A 19,743-nucleotide genomic window follows, 5' to 3' on the forward strand; every position below is an offset into this window, starting at 1 on the left:
GAGAACGAACCCGAGAACGACGTCCGAGAACGAACCCGAGAACGAACCCGAGGACGACGTCCGAGGACGACGTACGAGAACGTGGATCAACCCACTCGAAGACTACGAGGCGGGTCTGACATTCCACCCCGCGACGACCGGACGCCCGTGCTCCGTGCCGAGTCGGCAGACCGTGCCCGTGGCCAGCTGGAACAGCGCGCCGCCGGAGGCGGGCAGGTTGAGATAGCGGGCGGTGAGGACGCGCAGGAAGTGCCCGTGCGCCACGAGCACCACGCTCCCCTCGGTGTTCGCCAGCGCCGCGTGCGCCTTCGCCAGCATCCGGTCGGCGCGAGCCCCGACGTCCTGCGGGCTCTCCCCGGGATGCTCCGGCGGTCCGGGCACGACTCCGTCCGTGAACAGGAACCAGTCCGGCCGGGTGCGATGGATCTCGACGGTCGTGACGCCCTCGTACCCGCCGTAGTCCCACTCGACGAGATCCGCGTCGACGCGCTCCCCGGCGAGCCCGGCCAGCTCCGCGGTCTCCCGGGCCCGCTTCAGCGGGCTCACGAAGACGGCGCCGATGCGGTGCGAGCCGAGCAGTGGAGCGAGCCCGCTCGCCTGCTCACGGCCGTGGTCCGTCAGTGAGATGTCGGTCCAGCTGGTGTGCTGCCCGGACGCCGACCACTCGGTCTCACCGTGCCGCACAAGAAGAAGGTCACCCATGCCCCCAGGCTACGAGCCCGCCGCACCGGCGACACATCCACGCCTCACAGGGCACGAGCCCACCGCTCCAACTCCGTGAACTCCTCCTCCCGCAGCCCCCGGCGCGGATCGATCCGCAGCAGCAGCGCCGGCGTGTCGTGGTGCTCGGCCACATGCCGTACGTCGAGGTCGGTGATCATGTCGTCGACCCAGACGAACGGCCGTCCCGCCGCCCACTCCAGGACCCGCCGGGTCTTCCAGTACAGCCCGTCCGCATCCGTGACGAAGAGGTTGCCGAACTCGATGACCGGCAGATCGCGCGGCAGCCCGATCACCGGCCCGATCATCTCGTTGGCCTCGTGCATCCACGTCGTGGCCCACGCCAACTCGTAGGGCAGCGCGAGCAGTCGCTCCCCGTGCGCCGGGTTGAGCCGGATCCGCAGGCCCCGGCGCAGCCGCCGGGACCCCGGTTTCTGCCGTGAGGACCAGTTCGCGGGGTGCACCCGGCGGGTCACATAGCCGCGCGGACGCCACAACCGGGCACCGAACGGGTTGAGGGGGCCGTCGACGTCGAGAAGAAGCAGCGGGCGGTCAGTCATGGGGAAGGGCTACCCATCTCCTGCACACGCCGATGCCCGCACCCGCTGCCGACTATTGCCGATATCCGCTCAAAAACCGCCCGATCCTGCTGATCGCCGCGTCCAGGTCGTCGGCGTGGGGGAGGGTGAGGATGCGGAAGTGGTCGGGGGTGGGCCAGTTGAAGCCGGTGCCCTGGACGACCTGGATCTTCTCCCTCAGGAGCAGGTCCAGGACGAACCTCTCGTCGTCGTGGATCTTGTGGACCTTGGGGTCGAGCCGGGGGAAGGCGTAGAGGGCACCCCTGGGTTTCACGCAGGAGACGCCGGGGATCTCGTTGAGCTTCTCCCACACCACGTTGCGCTGTTCGTGCAGGCGGCCGCCGGGGGTGGTGAGGTCGGTGATGGACTGGCGGCCGCCGAGCGCGGCCTGGATGGCGTACTGGGCGGGCGCGTTGGCGCACAGGCGCATGGAGGCCAGCATCGTCAGGCCTTCCAGGTAGTTGCGGGCGTGCTGCTTGGGGCCGGTGACGACCAGCCAGCCGGAGCGGAAGCCGGCGACCCGGTAGGTCTTCGAAAGGCCGCAGAAGGTCAGGACCACCAGGTCGGGGGCGAGCGCGGCGGCCGAGTGGTGGACGGCGTCGTCGTACAGGATCTGGTCGTAGATCTCGTCGGCGAAGACCATCAGGCCGTGGCGGCGGGCGAGGTCGAGGATGCCCTCGATGATCTCCTTCGGGTAGACCGCGCCGGTGGGGTTGTTCGGGTTGATGATGACGACGGCCCTGGTGCGGTCGGTGATCTTCGACGCCATGTCGTCGAGGTCCGGGTACCAGTCGGCCTGCTCGTCGCAGAGGTAGTGGACCGCCTTGCCACCGGCGAGGGTGGTCACCGCCGTCCAGAGGGGGAAGTCGGGGGCGGGGATCAGGATCTCGTCGCCGTCCTCGATCAGCGCCTGTACGGCCATGGAGACCAGCTCGGACACGCCGTTGCCGAGGAAGACGTCGTCGACGTCCACGTCGAGGCCCCGGTCCTGGTAGCGCTGGGCGACCGACCGGCGGGCCGAGAGGATGCCGCGGGAGTCCGTGTAGCCGTGGGCCTGCGGGAGCATCCGGATCATGTCCTGGATGATCTCCTCCGGCGCCTCGAAGCCGAAGAGCGCGGGGTTGCCGGTGTTGAGGCGCAGGACGCTGTGGCCCGCCTCCTCCAGTGCGTTGGCGTGCTCGATCACGGGGCCGCGGATCTCGTAACAGACCTCGCTGAGCTTGCTCGACTGCCGGAACTCCATGCGCCTAGCCCTCCGGTTCGTTGTGTTGCTTGGTTTTACCAAGTAGGTGCTTGGAAAGTCCAACGACATGTCTAGACTGCGTCCCATGTCACCTCGTCGAAGCTACGACCAGTACTGTTCCGCCGCGCGGGCGCTCGACCTCGTCGGTGACCGCTGGACCCTGCTGATCGTGCGTGAACTGCTGGCCGGGCCGCGTCGCTACACGGACCTGCACGCGGACCTGCCGGGCGTCAGCACGGATGTTCTGGCGTCGCGACTGAAGGACATGGAGCGGGACGGTCTGACGACGCGGCGTCGGCTGCCGCCGCCGGGGGCGGCCTATGTGTACGAACTCAGCGGCCGGGGACGGGAGTTGCTGCCGGCACTGCAGGCGCTGGGGGTGTGGGGGGAGAGTGCGCTCGGGGAGCGGCGGCCGACGGACGCGGTGCGTGCGCACTGGTTCGCGTTGCCGTTGTTGCGGGGGCTGGAGGGTGGGAGCGCCGGGCTTGTCGAAGTCCGGCTGGAGGAAGGGGAGTTCCACGTGTGGGTGGGTGCCGAGGAGGGGCCGGTGTACGGGGAGGGGCCCGCGCCCGGGGAGGCGGACGTACGGCTGTCGCTCGACGCGGACACCTGCGGTGCGCTCGGCCGGGGGGAGCTGGGGTTGCGGGAGGCGGTACGGCAGGGGCGGGTCGGGGTGGTGGGGGAGGGCGCCCTCGCCAAGGAGTTGCGGGATGCCTGAGTGAAGGGACGTGGGATTCGTCGTCGGCCACGGGTCCGGTGGGGGCCGGTCGCGCAGTTCCCCGCGCCCCTGAAAAACCAGGCCCCCCGCCCCTGAAGGACCAGGTCCTGCGGGCCTGAAAGGCGACGGTCCTGTGGGCCTGAAGGGCCACGGTCCTGCCGACCTGAAGAACCACGGACTTGCGGGCCTGAAGACCCACGGACTTGCGGGCCGAAAAGCACGGGGCGCAGCCCCTGCTTTTCAGGGGCGCGGGGAACTGCGCGACCAGCCCCCACCGGACCCGCGGATGGGGTCGACATGGCGCGGTCGGCCGCGCAAGGCCCGCCGAACCGACATGGTCCGGCGGGCCCTTGACGGAAGGTCAGGCTCCCGGTGGGGGCACCCTCGCAGGTCGGCCCGCACCCCGTGTCAGCGAGTACCCGCCGATGCCCGCCAACGCCGCCAGCGCCGCGCCCAGGGCGGTCCAGAGCCAGCGGTCGCTCCACCAGCCGGAGGCCCAGCCGTCGTCGGGTTCGAGGGAGGAGAGGACGGCCTCGGTCGAGGAGTCCTCGTCGTCCTGCTGGGAGGTCACGGCGATGCCCGGGACCAACGGCTGCGCCAGCGAGCCGTCGACGGCCGCGGCACCGCCGATGTCCTTGGAGTCGGCCTCGACCTCGGTGTCGACGGGCAGACCCAGGTCGGCCGTGGCCAGCCGGGTCGTGGTGAGACGGACGTAGTACGTGCCCGGCAGCGGGTCGTCGGCCCACTGCTCCGACCAGGCACGGACCGTGCGCAGGGTGCAGGACAGCTCGACGGCGGTGGCCGCCGCCCCGGCGGTCCGGGTCTGCGCACCGTACTGGCAGGCCTGGCGGCGCCGCAGTCCGTCGTACACGTCGATCTGCCAGGTGGAGGAGGACTGGGCCCCCTCGGGCAGCTTGACGGTCGCCCGTACGGTGGGCCGCTGCCCGGCGTCGGCCGGGAACGACCAGTACAGGTAGTCGCCGGTCGAAGCGCTCGCCGTCGCGGTCTGGCCCTGCTCGAACTCCGTGGCCGTACGGAAGGAGGTGCCCGCCTCCGTGGGCGCGTCACCGTCCTCCGAGGGGCTCGCGGAGGGGGTCGAGTCGGCCATCGCCGGGGACACGGCCAGGCCCAGCATCAGCAGGGCGACGCTCAACACACGTGTGATCCGCATCAGTTGGTCCTCCAGACCGCGACCCGCCAGCGTGACAGCCAGCCCCACAACACACCCGCCAGGAACCCGACGAGCACCAGCACACCGAGCAGCCACCAGCCGCGCCCGAGGCCGAAGGAGGCCACATCGGCGGCCTGGTCGGGCCCGTCCACGACGTCGACGGTGATCTCGAGCGGCAGACCGGGCGTGGTCTTCACACCACTGGCCGGCGAGTAGGCGTGGGTCACCTGGAGACACACGGACTCGGCGGTGGACTCGTCCTCCTCGTCCTCGGCCTCCGCCTTCGGGTAGCGCAGACCGGTCGAGATGGCGTCGGTACGGCCGTTGCCGGCCGCGTCGCCGCGTACGATCTCGCGGTTCTCGGTCGTCACCGCGCGCAGCAGCACACCGTAGTCCGGGTTGACGTCACGGTCGGTCGCGACGCTGACCGAGGCGCGCAACTCCTGACCCGGCTTCACGTCCACGCGATACCAGCGCTGCCGGCCGAACTCCTCGCGGTCGGTGTACAGGCCCGACGTGAGCGTGGGTGCCCCCGCGCACGCATCGGCCCCCTCGACGGCCTTCGGCACGACCACCGGGTCGGCGGCCCGGTCGACCAACTGGTTGACGCGGTCGGTGAGTTCGTCGCGGTGCTCGATCGAGGTGTACGTGCCGCCGGTCGCCTCGGCGATGCAGCTCAGCTGCAGCCGCATCTTGGCGTTCGGGACCAGGCCGAGCGTGTCGATGGTCAGGCCGATGCCCTTCGCCGCGATCTCACGGGCCACCTCGCACGGGTCGAGCGGGGCGCAGGTGTCCTCGCCGTCGCTGATCAGCACGATGCGCTTGGTGCCCTCACCACCCTCCAGGTCGTCGGCCGCCTTCAGCAGCGCCGGGCCGATCGGGGTCCAGCCGGTCGGCGTGAGCGTCGCGACCGCCGTCTTCGCCTCGGTGCGGTCCAGTGGCCCCACCGGGTAGAGCTGCGCGGTGTCCTTGCAGCCCGTCTTCCGGTCGTCGCCGGGGTAGTCGGCGCCCAGGGTGCGGATGCCGAGCTGAACCTCCTCGGGCGTGGCGTCCAGCACCTCGTTGAACGCCTGCTTCGCCGCGGCCATGCGGGACTGGCCGTCGATGTCCTTCGCCCGCATCGAACCGCTGACGTCCAGCAGGAGGTTGACCTTGGGCGCGGTGGCCGTGGTCTCGTCGGCGACGGCCGTGGACGGGACCGCGATCCCGGCCGTCAGGACGGCGAGCAGGACGAACACCCCTGCTGTCAGCCGTTGTCTTGTGATCATCGGCGGATCCTATTGATCCAGAGGGCCGCGCTTCAAAACGAGACCGGCCGTTCACCGGACGGACAGCGAGCCCGGCCCCACGAATCCTGCCCGCCCAGCCCCCGCGAACCTCGCCGCTCACCGCAGCGGACTCGGTACCTCCGCCCAGATGTCGCCGGGCCGCTCCGGCGAAAGTCGCATCAGCGTCAACGCCTTCGTCGGTACGGGCCCCTCCAGCAGCGTGCCGAGATCGGGGGTGCGCGGCAGATCCCGTACGGCGGTGGAGAGGGCCTCGCGCAGTACGGGCGTCGAACCGGCCGTGGCGCCGAGTGTGCCCGTGATCAGGGCGCCGAACAGCTTGCGGCGCAGGGTGGTCTCGTCGTCCGTGATGATCCGGCCGGTCATGGCCGGGGCGGGAATGCCGTGCCGGGCGAGGCGGGCGGGGCTGACCCGGATGTCCGCGAGGTCGCGGTAGACGAGGCGGCGTGGGGCACCCGACGGGGACAGGACCACCAGGAGGTTCTGACCGTGCGCCTCCAGGGCCACGCCCAGGTCGAGCAGCCGGAGGGAGACCGTGAGCGCGAGTCGGGTGAAGTCCGCCAGCCAGGACGGGGACCGGGGCAGCTCGGTCGCCGCGAGCGCGGCCACCGGCACGACCCGTTCGCCGGTCGCCGTGTCCGCGTACGTCTCCGGCGACTCGCGCAGCACCGCCGCCAGATCCGGCGAACCGGCGGTGACCGCGCCCAGGGTGCGGGTCACGTGCAGCAGCCCGTCCGTGCGGGCGGCGACCTCCGCCATGAAGTCCGACACGATCGCCGACGTCTCGATCGAGTAGACCGAGATGTCGCGCACGGACGAGGTCAGCCGGGCGCTCAGCGCGGTCTTGACGTGCGGCCCGCCGTCCGGGAGGGCGAGGGTGCGCAGGGACATCAGCGGATGGGCCTCGATCACCTCCCCCAAGGGGCACTTGAGCACATGGGCCGCCTGCCACGGATGCACCGGAACCAGCACCCGCCCACCGTCCCGCAAGGCCTCCGGCCACTCCCCGACGACCGACGCGTCCTCCACCGGCGCCAGCCCCAGCCGGACCACCTGCCGGTGCTCGGGGCCGTAGGCGAGCTGGTCGCACGCCGAAAAGCCGGGCCGGGAACGGCAGTTGGGGTGGAAGGGATGCCCGTCGACGATCAGCTGCTCCCACTCCCAGCTCGCCCTTGGGGATGAACTTTCCAAAGGGGTTGTAAGAGCCGCCTGGTTGGCGCGGGACAGCGCCAACGAGGCCACGCTGTGGTCGAGTTCGACGGCAAAGGCGGCGCTGTGCGGAACGGCCAGGGCAGTCATGAGCCGCGCCGGACGATCGTAGGACCGCTCGTCGAACCACACCTCCTCGACGTGCGCGGAGGTGCCGTACGGGTCCACGGCCGGGCCGTGCACCCGGCGGCCGTCGGCGAGATGGAGCGTGACCCCGTCGCCTCCGGCCGCGTCCCGGCGTACCACCCAGGGCAGCGGCTCATGGACGAGGCCCCGCCACAACCGGGACAGCACGGCCGCTCGGGCGCCGGGCAGCGCGGTCGTGTACGGCAGCGTCAGATCAGGGCGTACGGCGCCCAGCTCGGCGCCGAGCGCCGTCTCGGCGTCGGACAGCGGGTGACGGTCCACGGACGGGCTCCTCGGGTGCGGGGGCGGTGTCGGGCGGGTACGGAACCCGCATCGGAACCTGTATCGGTATCGACATCGGTAGGGATGCCGGTTCGGACGTCGGGATGGGGGTCGGGATGGGGGTCGGGTCGAACGTCGGTATTCGGTATGGGGGTCGGGTTGAACGTCGGCGTACGACCACTGCCCGCCCGCCTCCGTCGCGACGCATGACGCATCGCGACGGGACACCACATGGCCGCTTCGCGACGAAGCGTGACGGGCAGACATACTGATCACGAGTGCACCGTAAGGAACGAATGGACCCTGTGGACGCCAACCCGCCCCGCGACAGCATCGCCGCCGACGCCCACGCCGCCGCACCGCTGCTCAACTGCCTTCTGCGGGAAGCGGGAGAGCCGGTCGAGTCGTCGAGCGCGGTCGCAGTGCACCGTCTCAAGGGCAGCGGTCGGCTTCTGCGCGTACGAGGCACCCGCCGCCCCACCCACCCCGAGGTGCGCACGGCGGGCACCTGGCACCCGCTCACCCACACCGAACTCGTCAAACTCACGGCCGAGGAACTCCGCGCCCGCACCGGCCTGTCCAACTCCGAGCTGCCCGCCGAGATGCTGGACAGCCGCGAGGCCGTGGCCGCCATCCTCACCGCGCGCGCCCACGCGTCGGCACCCGAGGACCCGTACCGGCGCTCCGAGCAGTCCCTGATCACCGGCCACCCCTACCACCCCGCCCCCAAGGCCCGGGGTGGCGGCCCGGTCGCCGGCTGGCTGCCGTACGCGCCCGAGGCGTACGCCCAGTTCCCGCTGACACTCCTCGGCGTCCGCGAGGACACGGTCGTCGAGGAGGGCGACACCACCGCCCTCGACACGTTGGGCTCGGCCCCGCCCGGCTACCGGCTCCTCCCTGCTCACCCCTGGCAACTCGGCCTGGTGAGCGAAGAGTTGGCCGACGCGTTCGCCGACGGCCGCCTCGTACGGCTGGGCCGGACGGACGGCGAGGTGTGGCCGACGGCGGCGATCCGCACGGTGTACGCACCCGAGGCCGTGTCCGGGACCGGGACCGGGACCGTGACCGTGACCGGGGCCGGGGCCGGGACCGTGGGTGCTCTCGCGTCCGACCTCTTCCTCAAGTTCAGCCTGGACGTGCGGATCACCAACGACATCCGCCGCCTGTGGCGCCACGACCTGCTCAAACTGCGCCGGACGGACCGGGCGGTCACCGAGGCCTTCGCGGGACTGCCGGGTGCCTGGCTGAGCGACCGCGGCTACCGCACCGCCGACTTCGCCTTCGAGGAGCTGGCGGTGCTGGTGCGGGACGGCCTGGGCGGCCATGTGACGCCCGGCACGACACCCTTCCTGGCGGCCGCTCTCACCGAGGGCACCGAGGCCTTCCCGGGCAACCCGCTGGCCCACGCCGCCGACCCGGAGGCCTGGTGGGAGGCGTATCTGCGCGCGGTCGTACCCCCGGCTCTCGCCGCCTTCCACGACCACGGTGTCGTCCTGGAGGCCCACCTGCAGAACACCGTCATCGCTTGCGACACCTCGGGCACGCCGGTGCGGGCCGTCTACCGGGACGCCGAGGGCGTGAAGCTCCTCCCGGACGTGACGCGCGAGGCGGGCTGGGAACGGCTGGTCTACTGCCTCTTCGTCAACAACCTCCTGGAGATCGCGGCAGCCCTGGCCGAACACCACCCGGAGGTCGACCCCTGGCCCGCCGTACGGAGACAGTTGGGGCGCCACGGCGACGTACCCGAGATCGGGGACCTCCTCGACTCGCCCACACTGCCGGGCAAGACGAATCTGCTGCTGAGGTGGACGGGCGCGGACGGCGCGGACGCGCGGTATCTGCCGCTGCCCAACCCGATCCGGCGTACGCCCGGTCGAAACAGTCGGTCTTCTGCCTGATCTGCGGTGGCCGGTGTGCTGCGCGAAGTGACCGCTGAGTGACCGCTGTTCGATACGTGACCCCACTCCGGCGGGCGGCTCCGTCCCCGGGACCGTCGAGCCCGACGACTTGGCTGCGGGCACGCTGAGTGCCTGCGCGCAGGGCCGCCGTGCCGGCCGGCGGCGTCCGGCCGGTTGGCGGCGTCCGGCCGGTTGGCGGCTTCAGGCCATGGCCGAGCCCTGGAGCAGGAGCTGGGCCACAGCGATACCGGCCACCACGATCGACGCGCGGAACGGCCACCGGTCCCGGGCGCCCGACGGCACGGCCGTAGCCGCGACCGCGACGGTCCCTGCGACCGCCGCCAGCACCCAGCCCGACATCTCCGCGGTCCCGGGCGGCCCCGCGACGACCAGGCCCACGGCCGCCAGCATCACGAACGGGGCCAGCCATCGGCAGGCCGGCCGGCCCAGCCGCTGAGGCAGCCCGCGCACACCGGTTGCGAGATCGTCCTCGATGTCGGGAAGGACGTTCACCAGGTGCGCCCCGACGCCCAGCAGCGAGCCCGCTGCCACGGCCCACCAGGCGGGCCAGGAGGGTGACGGCAGACCGAGGGTGACGAAGGCAGGCAGCGAGGCGAAGCCCGCGGCGTAGGGCAGCGGTGAGAGCAGGGTGTGCTTCCACCGCAGGTTGTAGGCCCAGCCCGCCGCCACACCGCCCAGGTGTGCCGCTCCCGCGGTGGTGCCGCTCAGCAGGGACAGCGGCACGCACAGTCCCAGGGCCGCGCCGGCCGCGACAGCCACCGCGCGGGGCGGGAGTTCACCGGTGGCGGCCGGCTTGTCGCGGCGTCCGCAGGCCGTGTCGCGTCGCGCGTCGGCCGCGTCGTTGCACCAGCCGATCGACAGCTGGCCGGCCAGCACGGCCGCCGCCACCGCCGCCGACCCCGCCACCCCGCGACCCGCCGCCCCGGCCAGAGCGGTCACGAACACCGTCACGGCGAACGCGGGCTCCACATGGCAGGAACGCAGCAACGCCGGGGCACGGTGCGTCGAACGGGAGGGAACCCCAGACGGGTGGAGAGACACGCATGCAAGGTAATCGGGTGCCCGCAACGAGGAAGGTATTACCGACATGCGTGTCCCCCTGATCGCCGACCCTGCCCCTGCCCCCGATCCGTCCCCGCCCACGACACCGTGTCCGGCGACCGTGCCCGCCGCGGCGAGTACGATCGCCGCCGTCACCACCGCGCTGCCGCCGCACCGTTACGCCCAGGAGGACCTCACGGAGGCGATCGGCGACCTGTGTCTGCCATCGGGGGCCGACCGCGCCGTACTGCGCCGCCTGCACGCGTCCGCAGGCGTGCGCACCCGTCACCTCGCCCTGCCGATCGAGCGGTACGCCACTCTCGGCGACTTCGGTCGGAGCAACGACGCCTGGCTGGCGGCGGGCCTGGACCTGGGCGAGGAAGCCCTGACCGGCGCGCTGAAGGAGGCAGGGCTCGAACCGGCCGACGTCGACCTGCTGGTGTGCGCCTCCGTCACCGGCGTCGCCGCCCCGTCGCTCGATGCCCGCCTGGCCGGGCGCATGGGGCTGCGGCCCGACGTCAAGCGACTTCCGGTCTTCGGCCTGGGCTGCGTGGCGGGCGCCGCCGGCCTGGCCCGGGTGCACGACTACCTGCGCGGCCACCCCGACGACACCGCGGTGCTGCTCACGGTCGAACTGTGCTCCCTGACGCTCCAGCACCGCGACGACTCCCGCGCCAACCTTGTCGCCGGCGCCCTGTTCGGTGACGGCGCGGCAGCGCTCGTCGCGCGAGGCAGTCGCAGTGGCGGCGGGCCGGGGGCCGCCGGACCCTCGGTGGTGGCCACGCGCAGCCACCTGTTCCCGGAGACCGAACACCTCCTCGGGTGGGACATCGGAGCGAGCGGGTTCCGCGTCGTGATCGATGCCGGTGTCCCTGGCATCGTTCGGGACCACTTGGGCCGGCACCTGCGGGACTTCCTGGCCGAACACGGCCTCACCATCGACGACATCGGGAGCTGGGTGTGCCATCCGGGAGGCCCCAGGGTCCTCTCCGCCGTCACCGACACCCTCGGCCTGCCCGGCGACGCCCTGGACTCCGCGTGGCGTTCCCTCGCGACGGTGGGGAACATGTCCTCGGTCTCCGTCCTGCACATCCTGCGGAGCATCCGGGAATCCGGCCGCCCCCGGCCCGGTACGTGGGGGCTGCTCCTGGCGATGGGCCCGGGATTCTGTGCCGAACTCGTCCTGCTGCGCTGGTGAGGGATTCCCATGCCCTGGTACACGCTCCTCGTCCTCGCCGTCGCCGCCGAACGCGTCGCCGAACTCCTCGTCGCCCGGCGCAACGCCGCCTGGACCCTCGCCCGCGCCGGCGTGGAGTACGGCCGCGGCCACTACCCGGTGATGGTCGTGCTGCACACGGGCCTGCTCGTGTGCTGTCTGCTCGAACCCGCGCTCGCCGACCGGCCATTCCTGCCCGCTCTCGGGTGGCCCATGCTGGCGCTCGCCGTACTGGCCCAGGCCCTGCGCTGGTGGTGCATCACCACACTCGGGCCGTACTGGAACACCCGGGTCATCGTCGTGCCCGGAGCCCGGCTGGTCGGCGCCGGCCCCTACCGCTTCCTGCGGCACCCCAACTACGTCGCGGTCGTCGTGGAGATCGCCGCCCTGCCCCTGGTGCACTCCGCATGGCTGACCGCCACAGTGTTCACCGCCGCCAACGCGGTACTGCTCACGGTCCGGGTCCGCTGCGAGAACACGGCCCTCACCCAGGCGGTACCCGCGTGAGCCGATCAGACGGCCTCGGCCCGGCAGGGCCGGCAGAACTCACGCAGGTTGTCGAACGGCTCGCGACGATGGCCATGCACCCGCCGGGACCGAGAGGTCACAACCCTACCGAAGAGGGCTGCGGAAGGATGGTCCTCCAATGAGCGGCGGCCACGACCTGCTGATCGTCGGAGGCGGGCCGGCCGGCCTCGCCACCGCCCTGCACGCCGCGCGCGCCGGCCTCGACACCGTCATCGCCGAGCCACGCCGGGCCCCGGTCGACAAGGCGTGCGGGGAGGGCCTGATGCCCGGCGCGGTCCGCGCCCTCACCGCCCTCGGCCTGGACGTCCCCGGCCACCCCATCACCGGCATCCGCTACGTCCAAGGACCCCGCCAGGTCCAGGCCCCGTTCCGGCACGGCCCCGGCCTCGGCGCGCGCCGCACCACCCTGCACGACGTCCTGCACCGGGCCGTCCTCGACGCGGGAGTGCCCGTACTGCCCCTGCGCGTGGCGGACGTACGACAGGACACCGCGGGCGTGACCGTCCCCGGCACCGGGCTGCGCGCCCGGTGGCTGGTCGCCGCGGACGGCCTCCACTCACCCGTGCGGCGCTCCCTCGGCCTGGAGGTGACCACCCACCACGCACCCCGATACGGGCTGCGCCGGCACTACGCGGTGCCGCCCTGGACGCCGTACGTCGAGGTGCACTGGGGGACCCACGCGGAGGCATACGTCACTCCGCTCGGCCCACGACTCGTCGGCGTCGCCCTGCTGACGGCCCGGCGGGCCCCCTTCGCCACCCAGCTGGAGACCTTCCCCGAACTGGCCGCCCGCCTCCCCCCGACAGCGGCCGCCACCGCGGTGCGCGGCTCGGGACCGCTGCGCCAAAGCGCTCGCACCCGCGTCCACGGACGGGTACTGCTCGTCGGTGACGCCGCCGGATACATCGACGCGCTGACGGGTGAGGGCATCTCCCTCGCCCTCACCGGCGCCGAGGCCCTGGTCACCAACCTGCTGCGCGGCACACCGAGCCGCTACGAAACCGACTGGCGGCACTCGACCCGCCGCCACCGCCTCCTGACCGAACTCCTGGTGAGGGCCCGCCAGCAGCCCGCACTCGCCCCCCGCATCATGCCCACCGCCGCACGCCTGCCCCGCCTCTTCACAGCAGTCGTGAACGCTCTGGCCTGAACCAGGCGGTACGGCCAGTGTCCGACTGTCCCCATCGAGTCAAAACCCGGCAGATCACCCGAACCGAAGAGAGCGACGCCACCGGGCGACGCCTCTCCACGGCGGAACAGGGCACACATCGCCCGATGCGGCACCAGCTCGGCCTGGGCCCTGTTCTGCTGGTCAGGAGCGGTGACCGGCAGGACAGGGCCACCCCGCACGGTCGTCATCGGCCGTGCCATCCCGTACGTTGCCGCGCAGGTCCCCGGTGCGGTTGTGATGCCTGCCGTGTCGGTGGGAAGAAGAGTGGGCAACCAGGGAGGCTGTGGTGGCGCGTGATCGGATCGGACTGGCCGAGGTGCTGACAGCGGCGGAGAATGCCGCGCCGGTGGGCTCCCTCGACGTCGTGGCGCGTAATCTTCGCGACCGGTTCGGCGCACGGTACGTGTCGTTCCTGTTCGTCGACGTCGTCGGCCGACGCCTGCTGCGCGTCAGCGAGAAGGCGGCTGCGCAACAGCAGCGCCACGAGGATCAGGTCCCCCTCGACGGCAGCGTCTACGACGAGGTCCTGCGCACCCAGAAGCTGGTGCAGGCGCCGGAGGGTGAGCAGGGGCTGCGGGTGCTCGCCCCTGTCACCAACCGCGGCGACGCCATCGGTGTCCTGGAACTGTTCCTCACCCAGGTGACACAGGACGTGCTGGAGCAGGTGGAAGAGGCTGCGCACGCGCTGGCGTACATCATCGTCACCGACCGCCGGTTCACCGACCTCTACCACTGGGGCAATCGCACCACCTCGGTCAGCCTGGCCGCGGAGATCCAGCGCCAGCTTCTGCCCTCGGCCCCTTCCTGCGAGGCCGCCGAGTTCGCCCTGGCCGGCGCGCTGGTCCCGGCCTCCGACATCGCCGGTGACACCTACGACTACTCCCTCGACCACGACGCCCTGCACCTGTCCATCACCGACGCCATGGGCCACGACGTCGACGCCTCGCTCATGGCCACCCTCCTGGTCAACGCCTCCCGCGGCGCCCGCCGCGCCGGGACCGACCTCGCCGAACAGGCCCGCCAGACCCACCAGGCCCTCCTCGACCACGGCCGGCGGACCTTCGCCACCGGCCAGCTGCTGCGCATCGCCCTGGACGGGTCCAGCGTCCAGCTCGTCAACGCCGGCCACCCCTGGCCGCTACGGTTGCGCGACGGCACGGTCGAGGAACTGCGACTGGCCGTGAACCTACCTTTCGGCGTCGCCTGGCAGGGCCCCTACCAGGTGCAGGACCTCGACCTGCGCCCCGGTGACCGCCTCGTGCTGTACACCGACGGCATGCAAGACCGCCAAGCGCAAACAGTCGACCTGCCCGGCCTCCTCCGGGCCACCGCCGCCGAGCACCCGCGCGAGGTCGTGCGCACCCTGGTCGCCGCGGTCGCCGACGCCTGCAACGGCCGTGTGAGAGACGACGCCACGGTCCTGTGCCTGGACTGGTACGGCCCCTGTTCCGGAGGCGGCCGCGCGAACGCCGGAGCCGGCTCGGCCGTGTCGTCGGAAGGCGTCGTCACGGCCCCGCGGTAAACATCCGGGCCCGACCGTCCCGTCACGGGACCGGGCCGGGTTGCGGCCGGCGAGCGGCGCTGCGGTCACCCGCCTTCGGAGCAGGGTGATCTCGTCCGGCACTCAGGTGCCCTCTTCGAGGGAGCAGGCCCACGCGATTTGGCGGGCGGAGTCGATGACGGCGGCGGCACACGCATCGGCGGAAGCCCCGGACCGGCCCGAGCAGCGCTTCAGGTGTTCAGGGCCTGCTCGATCGTGGGGTGGCAGGAAATGAAGGTGTCGACGCCGACCAGCGTCAGGACACGCAGGACGGACTCGTGGGCGCCGGCGATGCGCAGCCACCCCTGCGCTCCACTCACCTGCCGGTGGACGGCGATGAAGACGTTGATGCCGCTGGAGTCCATGAAGGTCACACCGCTGAGGTCCGCCACGATCCGCGGCGGCGGCACCGTGCCGTCCTCGCACAGCAGGGCTTCGCTGAGGACGTCCCTGACGGTGTGATCGATCTCGCCCCGCACGGTCACGACGCGGACGCCGTCGACCACGCTGGGCTCTACGGAGAGCCGGTCTGGCCGGCCGGTCTTCTGGATGTCGGTCACCGTGTCCTCGACTGCGCTTAGGCTTGCCCTTCCAGGGTGTGCGCGGATGATTGTGCCCCAGCGCCACGACGGGATGCGCCCAGGCGGCTGTGCCGAACGACACCCCTGGTGGCATGCATGGCACCATCGCGGGTACTGGCGTGTGTGTGAGGGGGGAATGAGGGCGGGACACGTGGGATCGAATGCCGACGGCGACGGCTGTACCGGGTCGGATGCGTACCTGATGCGCGCCGGCTACGCCCTGGCCGGAGACGACGGCTGCATCGCCGACGCCCGCCACCACGCCCTCGCCTTTCTCGACCAGGCCCACGCCGACCACCACCTGCCCGTGCCCGCACGCGCGAGGGACCTCACCCAGCTGGTGGTCAGTGAACTGGTCACCAACGCCCGCAAGTACGCCCCCGGCCCCGTCCTGCTGGAACTGCGCATCACCGCCGGCAGCGTGGACATCGTCGTCTGGGACAGCGACCCCACGGTGCCCGCGGCCCGGGCCGCTGATCCCGGCAGGATCGGCCAGCACGGACTGGAGATCGTCAAAGCCGTCACCGAGGGTCTCTTCATCGAGCAGGAGCCGGTCGGCAAGCGCGTCACGGCACGCATCGCCCTGGCCGACCCGCCTGCCGGCGACGCCACCGCCCGCAGGCCGTCGTAGCGCCCGGGCCCACCGGGAGGCCGGGCCGGTATCGGCGCGGCCACCCCGGGATGCGGAGGCGGGACCTGTCAGGCCGGCAGCCATCTCCCTGACAACGGCCGGCGGCGACCTTGAGCGGGGGCGGGCAGCGTCACACGATCAGGGCCACTGCCATACCGATGAGTCCGATCGCCATCAACACCGCCACCACCATGATCAGGACGACCGGCATCGGCCCCCAACCTTTGCGCAGTGCGGTCACCTCCGGATGGGAGATTCCGGAGGTGCCCCCTTCGGCGGGTGGTGTCTCACCGGGTGGCACACCGCCGCGTGGTTCGACTCCCGGGGCTCGCCGTGGGTCGGGATCAGGAGTCGTCATGGCGCGCGCTCCCTTCGGGGGCTCAGCTGCTGGTGACTGATTTCAGCGGGGGCCCGATCTCCTCGGGCCCATCCTGTGGGCGAGGACGTGTCACCTGTTGGGCTTCGTGGAGCTGATGTCGCCGAGGGCCGACTCGGGGTCGCGCTCGATGGCCAGGTCGCCGAGGGAGACGATGCCCACCGCGTGCTGCCCTTCGTCGACGACCGGCATACGGCGGACCGAATGCTCACGCATCAGTTCCACCGCACGGCTCACGTCGTCGTCGGGTCCCACCGTGACGAGATCGTCGCTGCACGCGTCCGCCACGGTCGTGCGGTTCGGATCGCCACCCCCGGCCACCGTGCGGACCACCAGATCGCGGTCACTGACCAGCCCCCGCAACCGCTCGCCCTCGGTGACCAGAACGGCACCGATGTCCTCGTCCCGCATCATCCGGGCCACGACCGCCACCGAAGTCTGCGGCTCGACGGCCACCGGGGCACTCGTCATGACGTCGCTGACATGCTGAGTCATGGGAACCATCCCTCCGTGGAGTGGACGGTGCTTTCACCGCCGCTCAGCCTCCCGAGTACCCATAAGCGACAAAACCCCACACGGTCACCGAAGCCGTGTGGACGAACGGCAGACCGATCCGTCCGGCCGGGATCAGTTTCTGCGGGTGAAACCAGCGGCGGCCCGGCCTCGCAGCCGGGCTGCCCCACGCCCGTCAGTGCCCCCCTTTGTCCTGCTCGTCAGCCCTCTTTGTGCCCGCCCATGACCTTGCGTACCGCGTCCTTGGTGCGGTCCATGAGCGCGGCGACCGGGCCGAGCGCCATGTTCGCCGTCGCCGACTCGACACCCGGGTGGGGTCGGGTGGGTGCCATGGCTTCGGCGGCCTTGACGGCCTTGGCCATGGCGGCGAGGTTGGTGACGTCGGTGCTGCGGCGGATGTGTGTGAACTCGTAGCGTTCCTCGGCCCGCGCGTGCTCCTGGACGTCCTTGCGGAGCTTCATCAGCATGGGCATGAACTTCGGGTCGTCGGTGTCGATGTCGTCCAGCGCGGCCAACGTCTCCTTGGCCGCCCGTTCCTCGGCGAGCCGGTCCTCGACGACCTTCGCACCGCCGGACAGGGCCCGCCGGGCGAAGGGGTGGACGACCTCTTCCTCGGCGGTCTCGTGCACGGCCAGCAGCCGCACCAGACGGCGGAAGGCGTCGCGGCGCTCCTCGCCACTGCTCGCCTCGACCTCGTCGAAGAGGTTGCGGATGTCGCCGTGCTGCCGCATCAGCAGCGCCACCACGTCGTTGTCCTTGGCCCGGTCGTCACCGGCCTGCGGGGTGTCGAGCTCGGTCATCTCGGCTGCCCTCACTTCTCGCGCATGGCGGGGTCGGGGTGCTCGCCCTCGGACTCGACGCGGTACTCGCGGCCGAACATGTCGTCGTGCTCCACCATGACCCGCTCGCTGGGCGGCGCCTCGCCGCCGTGGATCTGTTCCTGCATCGCCTCGAACCGCTCGTGCGCCTCGCGCACATAGCCGGCACCGAGCGTGGTGAGGTCCATCTGGGTGTCCAGCAGCTCCCGCAGGTAGCCCTTGTTCGGCTCGAAGGTGAGCACGTTGGGCAGTTCCGGGGCCAGCACGGAGGCGGGGTCGCGCCCGTCGTGCCGGCGCATCAGGTCGCAGGCGGTGTGGAGGTGCTCCAGCTCCATGTTCAGGTGCAGCTCCCAGATGGCCTTGACCCTGGCATCGCTCTCCTGCTCCATGAAGGAGTAGTAGAGGTAGCACTCGTTGTACTCGTGGTTGACCAACTGCTCCCACCACGTCTCACCCGGGTCGACGAGGGACTCGTAGTGGGTGACGTGCTCCTCCTCGATGAGCCCGATCTCCTGGTAGAGCTGACGGGCGATCGGCTCCATGTAGGTGGGGCCGGTGTTCATGTAGAAGTTCATGGTCTGCTGCTCCGCCGACATGACCGTCAGCGCGTGCAGCTTCGACAACGGGTTCGTCTCGTCCTTGGCGTACGCGTCGCGCACGTTGTCGTACGGGTCGCGGTGGTGGTACTTCGTCGGCCGGCCCGGCATGACCTCCGTCAGCCCGTCGACGATCGACTCCGCCTTGCGGTGCTCGATCATCTCGTACAGGTTGGCGTACCGGTACAGGTGGTCGAAATCCTCCAGGACGCCGAACTGGTACGCCTGCTTCAGATACGGATCCGGCTCCATCCGCGCCACCCACGCCGTCAGGTCCACCGCGACCTGCTCGTACGCGATCGTCGTCTCCAGCACGGAGGAGACGCCGGGCAGCAGCCAGTTCACCACCTTCTGCTGCTGTGCCTCGATGTAGCGGGTCCGGGCGAGCTGCCGCTTGACCTCCGGGTCGACGGTGTTGCGGGCGAGCTGGTGGCTGAAGAGGATCGCCTCGACCTCGATGCCGTTCATCGTGATGATCCGGCACCGGGTGTACGGGTCGCAGTGGTCGGGGTCGATCGGCTGCACGTTCAGCTCGCGCCAGTTGCGCAGTTGGCGATCCAGGGGGATGCCCCGCTGTTCCAGAGGATTGAATGTCATGGATGTGCTCCTCGTGAAAGCTCCGGGGGACGACTGGGCGTGCGAAGTACCCCCGACTCCGCGTTGCGTGTCCGCGACCCAGGGCTTCGCAGCCATGTTTCAGCCATTCGATTCCCCCGGCCACGGCACACGCCCGGACGGCTGAACCGGTCCTCCCTTCGAGCACGTGGAGGGGCTGTTCGGCTGAACCCCGGTGGCAGGACGAAGGGCCGGAGCAGCGAGCCGAGGACTGTGCCGGGATGGTGGGGCGGCGGAGGTTCTGTTAAATACGTACGGGTTTACGGCGATCTGGTGGGTACCCGGGGTTCACCGGGGACGCGGATCGTGGACCCCTGACGAAGGAGGCGGGTATGACCGACCGGACCCAGACCACCCTGGAGTCGCACCCGGACATCCTGGAGATGCGGGAGCGCCACGCCCGGGCCGAGCGGGCGGCCTCGACCCAGCAGGGTCAGGCCGTCGAGGCGCTGGCCCTCATCACCGGCCTGTACCTGGCCGCATCTCCCTGGATCGCGGGCTTCAACGATTTCGGCACCCTGGCCATCAACAACCTGATCACCGGTATCGCCTACGCGTTCCTGCTGAGCGGATTCGGCCACGCCTACGAGCGCACGCACGCCAGGGCGTGGGCAGCCGCGCTGCTCGGACTCTGGACCATCGTCGCGCCGTGGATGGTGGCGGGGAACGTGGACACCACGCGCACCATCGTCAACAACGTCATCGTCGGCGTCCTCGGACTGCTGCTCGCGCTGGCCGCGAGTGCGGCGGCGAAGGAGACCGACAGGAGCGGTCGTGGCCGGACCGCCCGGACGGCCGGTTGACACACGGGCAGGTGCCCCACAGGCGCTCATCCGTACAGGGATGGCGCAGTCCCGAGGCCGTA

General features: G+C 71.2%; 20 protein-coding genes. 8 read left to right on the forward strand and 12 right to left on the reverse strand.

What is annotated here, in order from left to right; all coding sequences use genetic code 11:
• Positions 1–102 precede the first annotated feature (102 nt).
• From ACFU53_RS09130 to ACFU53_RS09140, 3 genes are read right to left on the reverse strand one after another with little or no spacing between them, the layout of a single operon-like run.
• Positions 103–702 (reverse strand): histidine phosphatase family protein, encoded by a 600-nt coding sequence (locus tag ACFU53_RS09130; protein ID WP_383988001.1) that lies wholly within the window; start codon positions 700–702, stop codon positions 103–105.
• A gap of 44 nt (positions 703–746) precedes the next feature.
• Positions 747–1,280 carry a hypothetical protein gene (locus ACFU53_RS09135; RefSeq protein WP_383988004.1) on the reverse strand — a complete coding sequence of 178 codons (534 nt, stop codon included), beginning with the start codon at positions 1,278–1,280 and terminating at the stop codon, positions 747–749.
• Between the two features lie 52 nt (positions 1,281–1,332).
• On the reverse strand, positions 1,333–2,541 hold the full coding sequence (locus ACFU53_RS09140; RefSeq protein WP_383988007.1) for a pyridoxal phosphate-dependent aminotransferase: 1,209 nt from the start codon (positions 2,539–2,541) through the stop codon (positions 1,333–1,335).
• 85 nt (positions 2,542–2,626) lie between these two features.
• Between ACFU53_RS09140 and ACFU53_RS09145 the strand changes: the two genes are divergently transcribed.
• Entirely contained in the window at positions 2,627–3,259 is a 633-nt protein-coding gene (locus ACFU53_RS09145; protein ID WP_383988010.1) for a winged helix-turn-helix transcriptional regulator, read from the forward strand.
• Positions 3,260–3,620: 361 nt separating this feature from the next.
• Here ACFU53_RS09145 and ACFU53_RS09150 read toward each other — a convergent pair whose 3' ends face one another.
• The 3 genes from ACFU53_RS09150 to ACFU53_RS09160 all read right to left on the reverse strand — a co-directional run bounded on the left by ACFU53_RS09150 (position 3,621) and on the right by ACFU53_RS09160 (position 7,333).
• Positions 3,621–4,430, reverse strand: coding sequence for a hypothetical protein (locus ACFU53_RS09150; protein WP_383988014.1), 810 nt, complete (start codon positions 4,428–4,430; stop codon positions 3,621–3,623).
• On the reverse strand, positions 4,430–5,698 hold the full coding sequence (locus tag ACFU53_RS09155; protein WP_383988017.1) for a VWA domain-containing protein: 1,269 nt from the start codon (positions 5,696–5,698) through the stop codon (positions 4,430–4,432). Before ACFU53_RS09155 ends, ACFU53_RS09150 begins: the two co-directional genes overlap by 1 nt.
• Positions 5,699–5,815: 117 nt before the next feature.
• Complete coding sequence (locus ACFU53_RS09160; protein WP_383988020.1) at positions 5,816–7,333, reverse strand: IucA/IucC family protein; 1,518 nt, start codon at positions 7,331–7,333, stop codon at positions 5,816–5,818.
• A 296-nt stretch (positions 7,334–7,629) separates the two neighbouring features.
• On the opposite strand from ACFU53_RS09160, the gene ACFU53_RS09165 reads away from it, so the two are divergent.
• The gene (locus tag ACFU53_RS09165; protein ID WP_383988023.1) at positions 7,630–9,231 is read left to right on the forward strand and encodes an IucA/IucC family protein; all 1,602 of its coding nucleotides are present in this window, start codon (positions 7,630–7,632) and stop codon (positions 9,229–9,231) included.
• A gap of 201 nt (positions 9,232–9,432) precedes the next feature.
• Here ACFU53_RS09165 and ACFU53_RS09170 read toward each other — a convergent pair whose 3' ends face one another.
• Positions 9,433–10,293, reverse strand: coding sequence for a UbiA family prenyltransferase (locus ACFU53_RS09170; RefSeq protein WP_383988026.1), 861 nt, complete (start codon positions 10,291–10,293; stop codon positions 9,433–9,435).
• A gap of 46 nt (positions 10,294–10,339) precedes the next feature.
• Between ACFU53_RS09170 and ACFU53_RS09175 the strand changes: the two genes are divergently transcribed.
• From ACFU53_RS09175 to ACFU53_RS09190, 4 genes are all read left to right on the forward strand, one after another.
• Entirely contained in the window at positions 10,340–11,491 is a 1,152-nt protein-coding gene (locus tag ACFU53_RS09175) for a type III polyketide synthase (protein WP_383988029.1), read from the forward strand.
• 9 nt (positions 11,492–11,500) lie between these two features.
• A complete protein-coding gene (locus ACFU53_RS09180) occupies positions 11,501–12,016 on the forward strand; it encodes an isoprenylcysteine carboxyl methyltransferase family protein (RefSeq protein WP_383988032.1) in 516 nt (171 codons plus the stop codon).
• A gap of 139 nt (positions 12,017–12,155) precedes the next feature.
• Complete coding sequence (locus ACFU53_RS09185) at positions 12,156–13,187, forward strand: NAD(P)/FAD-dependent oxidoreductase (protein WP_383988035.1); 1,032 nt, start codon at positions 12,156–12,158, stop codon at positions 13,185–13,187.
• A 307-nt stretch (positions 13,188–13,494) separates the two neighbouring features.
• Positions 13,495–14,730 (forward strand): PP2C family protein-serine/threonine phosphatase, encoded by a 1,236-nt coding sequence (locus ACFU53_RS09190; protein WP_383988038.1) that lies wholly within the window; start codon positions 13,495–13,497, stop codon positions 14,728–14,730.
• Between the two features lie 209 nt (positions 14,731–14,939).
• Here the strand turns inward: ACFU53_RS09190 and ACFU53_RS09195 are convergent, their stop codons facing one another.
• The gene (locus ACFU53_RS09195; protein WP_383988042.1) at positions 14,940–15,308 is read right to left on the reverse strand and encodes an STAS domain-containing protein; all 369 of its coding nucleotides are present in this window, start codon (positions 15,306–15,308) and stop codon (positions 14,940–14,942) included.
• 172 nt (positions 15,309–15,480) lie between these two features.
• On the opposite strand from ACFU53_RS09195, the gene ACFU53_RS09200 reads away from it, so the two are divergent.
• Positions 15,481–15,960, forward strand: coding sequence for an ATP-binding protein (locus tag ACFU53_RS09200; RefSeq protein ID WP_383988045.1), 480 nt, complete (start codon positions 15,481–15,483; stop codon positions 15,958–15,960).
• 130 nt (positions 15,961–16,090) lie between these two features.
• Here the strand turns inward: ACFU53_RS09200 and ACFU53_RS09205 are convergent, their stop codons facing one another.
• The 4 genes from ACFU53_RS09205 to ACFU53_RS09220 all read right to left on the reverse strand — a co-directional run bounded on the left by ACFU53_RS09205 (position 16,091) and on the right by ACFU53_RS09220 (position 18,860).
• Positions 16,091–16,318, reverse strand: a complete 228-nt coding sequence (locus tag ACFU53_RS09205) for a DUF6480 family protein (protein ID WP_383988048.1) — start codon at positions 16,316–16,318, stop codon at positions 16,091–16,093.
• A 90-nt stretch (positions 16,319–16,408) separates the two neighbouring features.
• A complete protein-coding gene (locus ACFU53_RS09210; RefSeq protein WP_383988051.1) occupies positions 16,409–16,831 on the reverse strand; it encodes a CBS domain-containing protein in 423 nt (140 codons plus the stop codon).
• Positions 16,832–17,049: 218 nt separating this feature from the next.
• Positions 17,050–17,649 (reverse strand): hemerythrin domain-containing protein, encoded by a 600-nt coding sequence (locus tag ACFU53_RS09215; protein ID WP_383988054.1) that lies wholly within the window; start codon positions 17,647–17,649, stop codon positions 17,050–17,052.
• A gap of 11 nt (positions 17,650–17,660) precedes the next feature.
• Positions 17,661–18,860, reverse strand: a complete 1,200-nt coding sequence (locus ACFU53_RS09220) for a hypothetical protein (protein WP_383988057.1) — start codon at positions 18,858–18,860, stop codon at positions 17,661–17,663.
• A gap of 350 nt (positions 18,861–19,210) precedes the next feature.
• Here ACFU53_RS09220 and ACFU53_RS09225 point away from each other — a divergent pair, with 350 nt between their 5' ends.
• A complete protein-coding gene (locus ACFU53_RS09225) occupies positions 19,211–19,681 on the forward strand; it encodes an SPW repeat protein (RefSeq protein ID WP_383988060.1) in 471 nt (156 codons plus the stop codon).
• The last annotated feature ends 62 nt before the right edge of the window (positions 19,682–19,743 follow it).

Source organism: Streptomyces sp. NPDC057474, assembly GCF_042802555.1.
In the GTDB taxonomy this organism is placed as follows: domain Bacteria; phylum Actinomycetota; class Actinomycetes; order Streptomycetales; family Streptomycetaceae; genus Streptomyces.